We start from the raw sequence: 13020 nt of genomic DNA on the forward strand, positions 1-13020 counted from the left end.
GGAGACTGCCGATGTGCACCCGCCCGCACCGCCACGCGCTGCACTGCATCCTGCCGCCGTACATCCTGTCGCGGATCGCCGAGCACGGCCCGCCCGACCTGCGCGCCGCCGCGATCCGCGGGCTGCTCGTCGATCCCTCGATCCGCATCGTGCGCGCCGCGACCGCCGGGCCGGTGATCGGCACGCTCGCGCGGCTGCGCACCGCCGCCGGCCTGGTCCCCGCGCCGACGCCCATGCGCACGATCCGCGACGCCGGCGGCCTCCCCGAAGCGCCCGGCGCCACGATCGTCCGCCGCGAGGGCGACGCCCCCACCGGCGACGCGGCGGTCGACGAGGCGTATGACGGGCTCGGCGCCACCTTTGCGCTGTTCTGGGAGGCGTATGCGCGCAACTCGATCGACGACGCCGGGCTGCCGCTCGACGCGACGGTCCATTACGACCGCGAATACGACAACGCCTTTTGGGACGGGACGCAGATGGTGTTCGGCGACGGCGACGGGCAGCTCTTCAATCGCTTCACGATCGCGCTCGACGTCATCGGCCACGAACTCGCCCATGGCGTGACCGAGAAGGAGGCGGGGCTTGCCTACTACGGCCAGTCGGGCGCGCTCAACGAAAGCATCTCCGACGTCTTCGGCAGCCTCGTGAAGCAGCATCTGTTCGGCCAGACCGCTGACCAGGCCGACTGGCTGATCGGCGCCGGCCTCCTGACCCCAGCGGTGAAGGGCGTGGGCTTGCGCTCGATGAAGGCGCCCGGCACCGCCTATGACGATCCGGTGCTGGGAAAGGACCCGCAGCCCGCCGACATGGCCGGGTTCGTGCGCACCAACCAGGACAATGGCGGCGTCCACATCAACTCCGGCATCCCCAACCGCGCCTTTTACCTCGCCGCGACCGCGATCGGCGGCCATGCGTGGGAGCGTGCCGGACAGATCTGGTACGACGCCTTGCTCGACCCCGCGACGCGCGCCAACACCGATTTCGCCGCCTTCGCGCAGATCACCCGCGACGTCGCCGCGCGCCGCTACGGTGCCGACGGCGCCGAGGCGAAGGCGGTCGCCGACGCCTGGGCGACCGTGGGGGTGGCGTGATGGCGGACGAGGCGCGGCTGCGCATCGAGGGCGGTTTCGCGCATTTCCCCGGCCGCGCGCAGGAGCAGGCGGTCGCGCTGTCCGACCTCGACTCGCCGCTGCGCGACGAGGTGTGCACGCTGGCCGAGGCGGCCGACTTCTTCGGCTGCGCCATGCCCGACGAGGCCGCCGCCCGCCCCGACGCGCGCACCTATACGCTGGGGCTGACGCTCGGCGACCGCACGCGCGAACTGCGCGTGACCGAACCGATCCACGACCCGGCGCTGGCACGGCTGGTCCAGGCGGTGCGCAGGTTGGGGAGCGGGCAGGGGTAGCGGCCGGAGGATATTCCGAGCGGATGGCGAGGGCGGGTGCGAGCAACTGGAAGAAAGGCGATTTTTGCAGAATTAGCTTTAATCACGTGTTGTACACCAACAACACACCAGTGGCTTGTTGGCGGCGACAACAGCGCGAAATGCACCAAGAATGTGGCTCCTTTGCTACATTGCGCTATAAAATCCACGCGGCTCACGTATTTTTATTGTGCGCCTATCATGAAGCAGCAAAAACTCTCTTATCCGGGCAAAAGCTCGGGCGAGCGCGGTCGCCCTGCGGGGTAGATCGCTCCAAAAGGGGTGTTACATGAAGCAAATTTTCCGTGGCCGACTGCTGGCCACCAGCCTGCTCGTTGGCGCTTCGGTGATGGCGTCGGTACCTGCGCTGGCGCAGACCGAAGGTCAGATCTCGACGCCCAATGGCGTTCCCGCGTCCGCTCCGGCCAGTGCGGCCAGCGTGACCCAGGCACGGGTCCTGAAGGAGCGACGCCCAGCGGCGACATCGTCGTCACCGGCACGCTGGTCCGCAATCCTAATCTCACCCTCTCATCGCCGGTCAACGCGGTCAGCTCGGAAGAATTTCAGCTGCGCCAGACCAACGTCGCCGAGCAGCTGATCCGCGAGCTTCCGGGTGTCGTCCCGTCGATCGGCAGCGCGGTCAACAACGGCAACGGCGGTGCGTCGTTCGTCAACCTGCGTGGCCTCGGCACGAACCGCAACCTCGTCCTGATCGACGGCGCGCGTATCGCGCCGGCCGGCCTGGCGGGTGTTGTTGACCTCAACAACATTCCGACCGCGCTGCTGGAGCGGATGGAAATTCTGACCGGCGGTGCATCGACCACCTACGGTGCGGACGCCGTGGCGGGTGTCGTCAACTTTATTATGAAGCGCGACTTCTCGGGCGTCGAGGCGACCGCCAGCAATCAGATCACGCAGCGTGGCGATGGCGCCTATTTCCGCACCGACCTGACGATCGGCGCGAACTTCGACGAAGGCCGCGGCAACGCGGTCTTCAGCATCGGCTACCAGCAGGCTGATCCGGTTTATCAGGGCGCGCGCGACTTCTCGACGTTCAACATCGACTCCTTCACCGGCGCGCAGGGCGGATCGGGCACGACCGTTCCGGGGCGCTTCACGGGTCTTGGGCTCGGTACCAATCAGCAGATTGACGTCGCAACGGGCCGTCTCGTTCCGACCTACTCGCTGTTCAACTTCAATCCGCAGAACATTTTCCAGACGCCGTTCGACCGGTTCAACATGTTCGGCGCGGCGCATTACGAAGTGGCGCCGGGTATCGAAGTGTACAGTCGCGGGCTGTTCTCGAAGAACAACGTCCAGACGGTGATCGCGTCGTCGGGCACGTTCGGCAATTCGGTTACCATTCCTTACTCGAACCCGTACCTGCCCGCCGGTGCGCGCTCGCAAATCTGCGCATCGCAGGGCCTGACCACGGCGCAGTGCGCCGCGGCCGCCGCGGCGACCGACCCGACGTCGCCCGACTATCGGACGTTCAACACGGTCGCTTCGCGTCGTTTCGTCGAGGCCGGTCCGCGTCTGTCGACCTACACCACGACGATCTTCGATTATCAGGCCGGTGTGCGTGGCAGCATCACCAGCACGATCAACTTTGACGTCGTGGGCAGCTACGGTGAAAGCGAGAACGTCCAGCGCCAGAGCGGCAACGGCACGCTGACCCGCCTGCGCCAGGCGGCGCTGGCCACCAATACCACGACCTGCGTCAACGACAGCAACGGCTGCGTTCCGATCAACCTGTTCGGGCCGGCGGGATCGATCACCTCCGATCAGCTCGGCTTCCTGCTCGGTGTGACGAATAGCACCGCGACCCGCACGACGCTCGGCACCATCAAGGGCATCATCAGCGGCGACTTCGGTGTCTCCAGCCCGCTGGCGACCAACGCGATCTCGTTCGCGCTAGGCGGCGAATACCGCAAGTACACCGCCTCAGTCATCTCGGATGAGCTGACGCAGCGCCCGAACGAAGTGCTCGGCAACGGTGCGGCGTCACCGGACGTCCGCGGCCGGTACAGCGTCAAGGAAGCGTTCGTCGAGATGATCGCACCGCTGGTCGAGGATCGTCCGTTCTTCAAGAGCCTGACGCTCGAGGCCGGCGGCCGTGTCTCTGACTATTCGACCGCAGGCACCAACTGGACCTGGAAGGTCGGCGGTTCGTGGGAGCCGGTGTCGGCGCTGAAGATCCGCGGCAACTACCAGAAGGCGGCGCGTGCGCCGAACATCGCGGAGCTGTTCTCGCCGTTCGTTGTCGGTCTCGACAACTCGGCCAACGATCCGTGCGCAGGCGCGGGCGTGACCGCAGGGTCGGCGCTGGGTGCGGTCTGCGCAGCACAGATCGTGAGCGCAGGTGCCACCCCGGCACAGGCGAACGCGTTGCTGGGCAGCATCCCGGTCCCGTCGGCGGGTCAGGTCAACGTCAGCAGCGGCGGCAACCCGAACCTGGGCGTCGAGACGGCGAACACCTACACCATCGGTGCGGTGATCCAGCCGGACTTCTTCCCCGGCTTCAACCTGTCGGTCGATTACTTCAACATCCGCGTAAAGGACGCCATCACCAGCCCGACTCCGGGCGACGTGCTCGGTGCCTGCTTCTCGCCGCTTCAGGCCGCCACCTCGACGGCTTGCAGTGCCATCGGGCGTAACGTTGACGACGGCAGCCTCAACGGCTCCGCGGCCGGCATTCTCCTGCCGCTGTCGAACCTCGGCAACATCTTCACCGACGGTATCGACCTGTCGGCGAACTATCGCCAGGATCTCGGCTTCGGTGCGCTGGTGCTGTCGTTCAACGGGACGTGGACCAACCGGAACAAGTTCCAGGCGACCCCAACCTCGCTGAACCGCGAATGCGTCAGCTATTACAGCATTAACTGCGGCTCCATCCAGCCGGAGTTCACCTTCAATCAGCGCACCACGCTGACGGTCGGTGGTGCGGACCTGTCGCTGCTGTGGCGTTACCTCAGCCCTGTCACCTACGAGCCGGCGGCACTGGCCGACGACATCGCGGGTGGTTCGACCGGTCCGCTGCAGGACTTCCGTCGGATCGGTGCGGCGCACTATTTCGACCTGACGTCGCGCTTTGAAGTAAACGAGCATTTCGATGTGACAATCTCGGCGATGAACCTGTTCGATCGCCAGCCGAAGGTTGTCGGTTCGACGATCGGTTCGACCGCCTACAACAGCGGCAACGTCTATCCGTCGACCTACGATGCGCTGGGTCGTCGCTTCGCGGTCGCGGCGCGCGTGCGCTTCTAAGCGCAGGCATTTCGCGCCTGACTATCGGGGGTGGAGCTTCGGCTCCGCCCCCTTTTTGTTGCGGCTGCGATACCGCGAGGATTGACGTCGCCGCCAGCGAGCGGCACGATCGTTGCCACTCATCGAAAGAAGGGGGAACGACGATGCTTTCGCTTATCTTGCTGTCGCTTGCCGCAGCCCCGCAGACCGCAGCCGCAACGGCCGTACCGGCGACCCAGAGCGTTCCCGTCACCGCGCCGCAGGAAAAGCCCATCTGCCGCCGCGTCGCCAATATCGGCTCGAACATCCCGAGCAAGAAGATGTGCTACAGCAAGGCGCAGTGGGACATGCTGGCGCGCAATAGCCAGGCCATGAAGCGCTCGATGGAGCCGGCTTGGACGACGCCCAACCAGTGAGAAAGTCCAAGCGGTTGCGAACGTTGCTGACTTGCTATGGGTTGACGACGCTGGCGATCCTCACGCCTGCCGTCGCTGCGGCCGAGGACACCGGCGGCGCACGGCGCACGATCGACAGTTTCGCGCGCTGTCGACAAATACCGGCGGCCGACGCGCGGCTTGCCTGTTTCGATCAGGCCGCAACCGAGTTGGAACGGTCGGTACGCACCAACGACATCCGGATCGTCGACCGCGCCGACGTCCGCAAGGCGCGTCGATCCTTGTTCGGGTTGACGGTCCCGGATGCGGCACTGGTTGGAGGGCGCCCCGATGATGACCGTGAAGCCTTCACCGAGATCAACAGCACCGTGACCGGTGCGCGCGTGAACGGCAACGGACGCGGCGACATTACGCTCGCCGACGAAGGCGCACCGGTCTGGCAGACGACTGATCCGATACGGCTCGCGCCGAAGGCGGGGGCGGCGGTGCGCATCCGCAAGGGAGCGATGGGCGGCTTCTTCCTGAACGTCGGCGGACGGAACTATCGCGCGATCCGCATCCGCTGAACGCGTTCCGCACCAGGCAGCGGGTCGATCGCCCGCGCTTACGTCGCCGGATTGTATGCGTTCGTACGCTGCATTGACCTTATCGCTCCGACCCAACACTATCCGGCTGCGTCGGCGGAGGGCAGGTGTCATGCAGGTGCATCCGTGATCGGACTTTTCCTCCTGGCGGCGGTGCAGACCGCCTCGACCGACATCGTCGTTTCAGGTCAGCGGTTGGACGAGGCCTTTGCGCAATGCGAGGCGCGGCGCTGCACGCCCTTGCGCGATGCGCAAGTGTCGGTGGCGAAGGACGAGCAACTGATCCGGGACGGACGCTATCTCAAGGCGAAGCGCCGGCTTGCCGATGCGGTAGCTGTAGCTGCTCGCATTCATAGCTGGCCCTGCTCGCACTCAGCGTCGGGTTTTACTCGCTCTATTTGCGAACGAACGGGTAGCCGTGCTCGCATTGCTCGACAACCTGCCCGCACTTGACCACCCCTGCTCGCAATCAGACCGGTCGGGCTCAATATAGCTGATCGCGAGAGCGAGGCTGATTGGGGTAGCTCAAAGCGCTTCCAAGATGCCCGTCAGTTCAGCGGGCCGGGACACGTGCGGGCAGTGGCCGCCGTCGATCTCGATCGCCGTCACTCCGAGCCGCTCCCGAGCCGCAGCGCGCATCCACCTGGGCGTGAGTGTGCGGTCGTGGCGGCAGGCGATGTACCGAACGGGAGGAGAGGTCGTCACCCTCGTCGGTAGGGGTTCCGACATGGCGCGCCGCGCGATCATCAGCCGCCTCGTCGTGAGCGCCCATTCCAGCACGCTCTCGGGACAGTCGTGGAACAGGAACTCGCGCGCGACCTCGTCGACCATCGGGTCTTTGCCGACCCATGCGGGATCGAACATGCCGGGGTCGGCCGCCAAGCTGCTGAGCAGGCTCTCCCCGGCCAGCGGCACATAGGCGGCGAGGTAGACTAGGCCCGAGATCGGCAGCTCGGGGATGAGCCGCGGAACCCAGGGCAGGAAAAGGCCGCTTGCGGAGTGGGCCAGCAGCCAGAGCCGGGTTTCGTCGCCGGCCATCTCCTTCTCGACCGTGTCGGCGATCACCTCCGCGTAGGCGAGCGCGCCGCTGTCCGGATCGACGTCGCCCAGGTCGGGCATGATCGCGCGGTGCCCGCGTTCCTCCAGCGCGGCGGCGAGCAGCGTCCATCCGCTCGGGCCCTGCACGCTGCTGTGGACGAGGCAGAAGGTCGCCATAAGGGAGATTAGCGTCTTGTCCGAACGCGACGCAATGGGCCGCGACCGCCACTCGACAGCGCGACCAACCCACTTACAAAGGGGCGATCAGGGCGGTCACTTGCCGAACAACTCTGTCATTTGCTGCTGCTAGACAGGCCGCGCACGAGGAAGAGCGGACCTCCACAGGCATCCGCCTGGCCCTCTGATCACGGCCGGTTTCGGGCGGTATGGGCGCTCCCGCGATCGACCATCTGCGGACCGAGCGACCGGTTTCGCGCGCGTCGGTGATCGCAAGCCGTTCCGCCTCAAACCCGGCGAACACCGGCGTGTAGGACGTTCCGTCGACCTGAAGGACGAGGCATTGGTCACGAAGTCGGAAGCTTCCCCAGCGTTCCGCCAGGTCGAACCGGACGAGCTCGCCATTCTCCCCACCGACCTGTCGAAGAGCAGAAATCCCCTCGACGTTGGCCGCCACAATCGTCGGGCTATGACGGCCGCCGCAAGCGGCGACCGTCAGCGATGCCAGGATCGCGAAAGCCCTCACGGGTTCAGCGCGCCTCCCCTGATACCTACCCGGGCGAGCCCATGCTAAGGAGCCGTTGAGAGCATCTATCGGGCAAGCCGATCGAGGCGGCCGTCTCGCCGGCTTCGGCGCCGACCTCCGAAGCAAAGGGCAGGCTGTACTCCCGCCCGATCGGAAACCGCCTACCTCCCACGACGATCGCGTCGCCGCGAGCGTCGAGGGTCGATCCTAGCGGCAGAACCGGCGTCAGGACGGTGGAGCCGACGCGGACCTGAAGGCAGCCATCCTTCACGAAGAAGGTGCCATAATCCCGTGTGGCGTTCCGCAACCGGTTCGCGGCCTCCGGCAGCTCGGTCACGACCGTCACGCCCGAGCTTTGGCCAACCGCGAACGGCCATACCTTCTTCTCCCGGTCAGCGTTACAGGCGGCGAGCGCCCCTAACGCCAACATCATCGGGACCGCTCGGGCGCTCAAGGCACCAATAGCCCTTGGGTGGTGTGGATCAGGAAGGGAACCCTGTCGTTCACCCGATCGATCGGCATATATGAGAACGAACAAGCGCTCCCGGTGCAGGGACGCCCATAAGCGTCGGTGCTGCCTCCCTTGAGAATGCCATAGGCGACGATCTCGTACGAGCCGTTCGGGTATGAGAATACAGGCGCCCCGCTGTCGCCGCCGAAGGCGATCACCTGCTGGCTCGATCCGCTGACCTTCACGAAGCTCGAATAACTCACGCCTCGATCATCGGTGCCCGACACCGAGCTTGACTGGACGGTGCCGCAGGTGAAGCCGGTCGTCATGCCGCTCTTGCACACGGGCATTCCGATATAGTGGTTCGAGTTGTAGGACGACTGCTTGAGCGTACCCCGGGTGGTGAAATAGCCATCTCCATAGAAGCCCGGAACCGTGTTCACGTAGGACGGGTAATCGGTCACCGCCTTGGAGTTCTGGAAATAGACCCAGTACCCGGTGCTAAGGCCGACCACCGGATGAAAACGGAAATCATAGAGGTCGCCATAACGCGTCTCCGTTGCGGCCGGCAGTTGCACCAGGTGGCTACCATCGGACCCGACCACGTAGGGCGGGTTCGTCCGGCAGTGGGCGGCGGTCAGGATCGAGTCCCGGCCGTTGCTGTCCCTTCCGGCGAAACCGTAACTACAGGTCGCGCGCCCGGTCGAGTCGACCAGCTCCCATCCGCCATAGACCGCATCGCCTGGCCGCACGTTGGTCTGGAAGGTTTGTAGAATCGGCCCCACCTCGACCTTCACGGCCGAGCGCAACGTCGGGGGGATCAAGCCCCGGGCCGTCTGAGCAGCCGCTTGGTCTTTCACCGTGACGACATAATTCTGGCTTCTCGGCTCGAAATACGTCTCGAAGGGAAGCTTGGCGGCGGTGATGGCCTTCAAGATCGCATCCAGGTCCTGCTGCGCCGCCGCGAGCGATTTGGTCGCGTTGCGCAGCTGCACATAGCGCCGCAGCTTCGCCGGAATCTGATCCAGGAACGCCTTGCGCTCGTCCTGGCCGGTGAATGCGACGATGATCTTGAACGTCGGCGTGTGCTCCACCCACAGGCCCGCGAAGCCGTCCGGATCGCTGGCGACCGCGACGTCCACGATTTGCTGGACATCGCGGAGGACGTCGACACGCTCTGCCGCCTCCGCGGCCGAGATACCGTATTGCTGGGCTAGGTACTCGACCTGGAGGTCCTTGCCCGACCCCTTGGAATTTTGCGGTGTCGGGAGTGGGGGAGCCTTCATCTCCTGCGCCGCGAGCGGCGCGGTGCAGAGAAGGGCCGAAATGACGGTAAGCAACGTACGCATGCATTCTCCTGATGACGATCATCTACAGCATGGACGGCCCGACCGTTGCGGCGGACCACCCAAGCCCGACTCACCATGAGTGCGGAACAAAGGGTGAACGATTTAGAATCCTACATCGCAAGCCCTTTTTGCAGGTCCGACCTGCGCTTCTCTGAAACGAGGGTTTCCGAGCAGCCGATCCGACCAATGGGGGATGAACGCACTTTCGCGCTCTTTGTTTTCTCAAAACCGTTCTGGAAAGCACCGTCGCAAAATGCTACCGCCCGAACGGGTTTGTAGAACGATCGGGGGCTGATGCGGGTCGGGTACGCCAGGGTGAGCACCACCGACCAGTCGCCCGAGCTCCAGCTCGAGGCGCTAAGGCGCGCCGGCTGCGAGAAGGTGTTCACCGAGAAGGCGTCCGGGACCAAGGACGACCGGCCGGAGCTCGCGCGCATCCTCGCCGACGTGCTCAGGTCGGGCGATACGCTGGTGGTCTGGAAACTCGACCGACTGGCCCGCTCGCTGAAGAAGCTCATCGCGACCGCCGAGGACTTGCGCGCGGCCGAGGTCGGGCTCGTGTCGCTGACCGAGAGCATCGACACGACCACGCCGGGCGGCATGCTCACCTTCCATATTTTCGGCGCGATCGCGCAGTTCGAGCGCGCGCTCATCGTCGAGCGCACGACCGCCGGGCTCGTCGAGGCGCGGCGCCGGGGCAAGAAGGGCGGTCGGCCGCAAGCCATGAAGCCCGCCGACGTCGCGGCCGCCCGGGCGCTGCTCGACGCGGGCTCGCTGCCGGTGCGCGACATCGCCCGCCGCCTGAACGTCTCCGTCGCTACCCTGTACCGCCATGTGGGCAAGCGGGGTCGGCCGGAGGACGTCGAGGAGGCTCAAGCGGCTCATGCGTGACCGGGCGAAGCGGCCGCCCGGCGAGGCGTTGGTCGACCTTCGCCGAAGGCTGTCGCTTCTGCCGCCCCGCGATGCGGGCCGCACCGAGATCATCGCTCGCGCCGCCCAGGCGTACGGGATTTCAATTCCGACCATGTATCGCGCGCTGCGGGAGCTCTCCCGCCCGAAGTCGATCCGGCGCGCCGACCACGGCCGAACCCGCGTCGCCCCGCAGGCCGAGATGGAGCGCTACGCCGAGATCGTGGCGGCGATGAAGCTCAGGACCCTGAACGGCAAAGGCCGGCATATGTCGACGGCCGAGGTGATCCGGCACCTGGAGGAGACGGGCGTCGAAACGCCCGACGGACTGGTCAAGGCGCCTGCCGGCCTGCTCAAACGAGCGACGGTGGACCGGCTGCTGCGCACCTCTGGATTGGACGTTGCCCGCGCAACTCGTCCGGTCGCGGCCGTGCGCTTCCAGGCCAGGCGCTCGAACGAGATGTGGCACTTCGACATGAGCCCGTCCGACCTCAAGCAGGTCGAAGCGCCGCTCTGGGTCGAGCAGGGCCGGGGCAAGCCGACGCTTATGTTGTTCTCGGTCGTCGACGATCGCTCGGGCGTCGTCTACGACGAGTACCGTTGCGTCTACGGCGAGAACGCGGAAGCCGCGCTCCGCTTCCTGTTCAACGCCATGGCGCCCAAGCCCGAACCGGAGCTGCCGTTTCAGGGCATCCCGACCACCATCTACATGGATAACGGACCCGTAGCCCGTTCGGCCGTGTTCCAGTCGGTGATGGGGAGCCTGGGCGTGCGCGTACTCACGCACGAGACGCCCAAGGAGGCCGAGCGCCGCACCGCGGCGCGGTCGAAGGGCAAGGTCGAGCGCCCGTTCCGCACCATCAAGGAGGTGCACGAGACGCTGTACCACTTCCACAAGCCGCGCGATGAGGAGGAGGCGAACCTGTGGCTCCGGCGGGCGCTCGTCACCTACAACAACGGCGATCACCGCTCCGAGCCGCATGCGCGCGTCGAGGACTGGCTCCGGCACCTGCCTCAGGACGGGGTACGCGCCATGTGCTCGTGGGAGCGGTTCTGCGCGTTCGCGCGCGAGCCCGAGCGCCGCACCGTAGCGGGCGACGCGACCGTGTCGATCGAGGGCGCCACTTACGAGGTGGAGCCCGAGCTCGCAGGAGAGACGGTGACGCTGCTCTGGGGCCTGTTCGACCAGGAGCTGTTCGTCGAACATGCCGGAAAGCGGTTCGGGCCATTCCAGCCGTCGCGCGGCGCCGTACCGCTCTTTCGCTACCGCAAGCACCAGAAGAGCAGGCAGGAGGAACGGCTAGACAAGGTGGTCAAGCTCGCCGACCAACTCGGGCTGCCGCGCGCTGCGGTGACGGGTGGCGACCGTCCGCTCCCGTCGTTGCCGCTGTCCGCCCGCGACCTGGCCGTACGGACCACGCCTTTTCCGGAAGCCGTGGTCGAGATAACCTTTCCCACAGCGCTAGCGGCGCGCCATGCCATCGCGGTTCAGCTCCGCCGCCCGCTGGGCTCGCTGCCCGAGCCCGACCGGCGATTCATCTCCGATCTTCTCGCGGAAACGCTCGACAAGACCATCATCGCCGACCGCGTGCGCGAGCGGCTCCAGACCAGACGGGGGACAAGCTGATGCTCGCCGACGTGCAACAGGCCTACGGGCTCGCCAGGCCGTTCCACGGCGCCGGCAACTTCGAGACCGAACATCAGCGCATGCTCGTCCGCGAGGTGTGCTCGGCCGTCCAAACGGGCCGCCTGGTGGTCGTCTCCGGGCTCGTCGGGTCCGGCAAGACGCACCTCCTCCGCCGCATCGAGGACGAGCTCAGACGCGCCGACAGGGTGACCGTAACAAAGTCGCTCTCGGCCGAGAAGCGCCGCATCACCTTGACCGCGCTCATCGAGGCCATGTTCTACGATCTCACCCCCGGTGACCGGACCAAGGTCAAGGTGCCCAAGGGTACGGAAGGTCGCGAGCGCGACCTCCAGGCGCTCGCGGCCAAGCGCAAACGGCCCGTCGTGCTCATCGTCGACGAGGCGCACGACCTTCACCACAAGACGCTCACCGGCCTCAAGCGGATCATGGAGATCGTGGCGGACGGGGGCGTGCCCATGTCCGTGCTACTCGTCGGCCACCCCCGCCTGCGCAACGATCTCAGGCGTCCGCAGATGGAGGAGATCGGCTACCGGACCACCATCTTCGACTATGAAGGGATCGGGGCCGAGCAGCGGCGCGACTATGTCGCCTGGCTGCTCGGCGTGAGCGCGGCCGAAGGCATCAAGGTCGCCGACCTTATGGACGAGGGTGCGATTGAGCTCTTGGCCGAGCGGTTGCGCACGCCGCTCCAGATCGAGATGCACCTTACGCTCGCTTTCGAGCACGCGTACCGCCTCGACACCAAGCCGGTGTCGGCCGACATTGTAGAGCAGGTGCTCAGCCGGGCGATCGACGACTTGGAGCCAACGCTCACGCGCAACGGCTACGACGCGGCCGCCATCGCGCAGCAGTTCAACGCCAAGCCCTCCGAGGTCAAAGCGTTCCTCGCCGGCACCCTCGACCCGGACCGCGGCCGCGAGCTCACCGAGAAGCTGCGGCAAGCGGGCGTGCCGGTGTGAGATCCCACGTCCGCCTCGCCACGATCATGGAGCGTGAGCGCGATCCGATCCATTGCGAGCAGCAGTTCCCGAGTGCGAGCACGGTAACGTCGATTGCGAGCAGGAGAGTCGTCTCGTTCTCACCCAGCGTGAGCAGGAAACGGCGCTGATTGCGAGCGCGGCAGGCTAGGAGTGCAAGCGCCTACACCTAGGCGCTGAGCCGCTCTCAGATAGTACTGAACCGTAAGCGTGGCCTGAGGGCCGCCTTGCCCGTTTGGCCGTAGCCGGGATGCTTATCGTCTTTGACGAGGGCGCGGGCGGTGCGGGAAGTTTTCG

The 13020-nt window shown here is 66.1% G+C and carries 13 protein-coding genes; 9 read left to right on the forward strand and 4 right to left on the reverse strand.

The features are described 5' to 3' along the window. Window positions 1-11 precede the first annotated feature (11 nt). The 6 genes from J2Y58_RS15450 (at window position 12) to J2Y58_RS15475 (ending at window position 6101) form a co-directional block, all read left to right on the forward strand. Window positions 12-1091, forward strand: a complete 1080-nt coding sequence (locus J2Y58_RS15450) for a M4 family metallopeptidase (RefSeq protein ID WP_310104874.1) — start codon at window positions 12-14, stop codon at window positions 1089-1091. Further along, window positions 1091-1405, forward strand: a complete 315-nt coding sequence (locus tag J2Y58_RS15455; protein ID WP_310104877.1) for a protealysin inhibitor emfourin — start codon at window positions 1091-1093, stop codon at window positions 1403-1405. Before J2Y58_RS15450 ends, J2Y58_RS15455 begins: the two co-directional genes overlap by 1 nt. A gap of 300 nt (window positions 1406-1705) precedes the next feature. After that, complete coding sequence (locus J2Y58_RS15460; RefSeq protein ID WP_310104880.1) at window positions 1706-4690, forward strand: TonB-dependent receptor domain-containing protein; 2985 nt, start codon at window positions 1706-1708, stop codon at window positions 4688-4690. Window positions 4691-4833: 143 nt separating this feature from the next. Continuing rightward, window positions 4834-5085, forward strand: a complete 252-nt coding sequence (locus J2Y58_RS15465; protein ID WP_310104883.1) for a hypothetical protein — start codon at window positions 4834-4836, stop codon at window positions 5083-5085. 23 nt (window positions 5086-5108) lie between these two features. Next, complete coding sequence (locus J2Y58_RS15470) at window positions 5109-5630, forward strand: hypothetical protein (protein WP_310104886.1); 522 nt, start codon at window positions 5109-5111, stop codon at window positions 5628-5630. Window positions 5631-5774: 144 nt separating this feature from the next. Then, entirely contained in the window at window positions 5775-6101 is a 327-nt protein-coding gene (locus tag J2Y58_RS15475; RefSeq protein WP_310104889.1) for a hypothetical protein, read from the forward strand. Window positions 6102-6173: 72 nt separating this feature from the next. Here J2Y58_RS15475 and J2Y58_RS15480 read toward each other — a convergent pair whose 3' ends face one another. The 4 genes from J2Y58_RS15480 to J2Y58_RS15495 all read right to left on the reverse strand — a co-directional run bounded on the left by J2Y58_RS15480 (window position 6174) and on the right by J2Y58_RS15495 (window position 9189). Beyond that, window positions 6174-6863: an alpha/beta fold hydrolase gene (locus tag J2Y58_RS15480; protein WP_066656773.1), complete on the reverse strand. Its 690-nt coding sequence runs from the start codon at window positions 6861-6863 to the stop codon at window positions 6174-6176. Window positions 6864-6936: 73 nt separating this feature from the next. Further along, window positions 6937-7389 (reverse strand): hypothetical protein, encoded by a 453-nt coding sequence (locus J2Y58_RS15485; protein ID WP_126053493.1) that lies wholly within the window; start codon window positions 7387-7389, stop codon window positions 6937-6939. Between the two features lie 25 nt (window positions 7390-7414). Beyond that, entirely contained in the window at window positions 7415-7735 is a 321-nt protein-coding gene (locus J2Y58_RS15490) for a hypothetical protein (protein ID WP_310104897.1), read from the reverse strand. A gap of 104 nt (window positions 7736-7839) precedes the next feature. Then, on the reverse strand, window positions 7840-9189 hold the full coding sequence (locus J2Y58_RS15495; protein ID WP_310104899.1) for a S1 family peptidase: 1350 nt from the start codon (window positions 9187-9189) through the stop codon (window positions 7840-7842). A 294-nt stretch (window positions 9190-9483) separates the two neighbouring features. Here J2Y58_RS15495 and J2Y58_RS15500 point away from each other — a divergent pair, with 294 nt between their 5' ends. Genes J2Y58_RS15500 through J2Y58_RS15510 form a run of 3 tightly spaced genes read left to right on the forward strand, consistent with a single transcriptional unit; the run spans window position 9484 to window position 12705 of the window. Further along, window positions 9484-10080, forward strand: coding sequence for a recombinase family protein (locus J2Y58_RS15500; protein WP_126053492.1), 597 nt, complete (start codon window positions 9484-9486; stop codon window positions 10078-10080). Continuing rightward, on the forward strand, window positions 10073-11725 hold the full coding sequence (locus J2Y58_RS15505) for an IS481 family transposase (RefSeq protein ID WP_310104905.1): 1653 nt from the start codon (window positions 10073-10075) through the stop codon (window positions 11723-11725). The genes J2Y58_RS15500 and J2Y58_RS15505 overlap by 8 nt, the downstream gene beginning before the upstream one ends. Then, window positions 11725-12705 (forward strand): AAA family ATPase, encoded by a 981-nt coding sequence (locus J2Y58_RS15510; protein WP_310104908.1) that lies wholly within the window; start codon window positions 11725-11727, stop codon window positions 12703-12705. Before J2Y58_RS15505 ends, J2Y58_RS15510 begins: the two co-directional genes overlap by 1 nt. Window positions 12706-13020 lie beyond the last annotated feature (315 nt).

It is taken from the genome of Sphingomonas sp. BE138 (genome assembly GCF_031456125.1).
In the GTDB taxonomy this organism is placed as follows: Bacteria; Pseudomonadota; Alphaproteobacteria; order Sphingomonadales; family Sphingomonadaceae; genus Sphingomonas.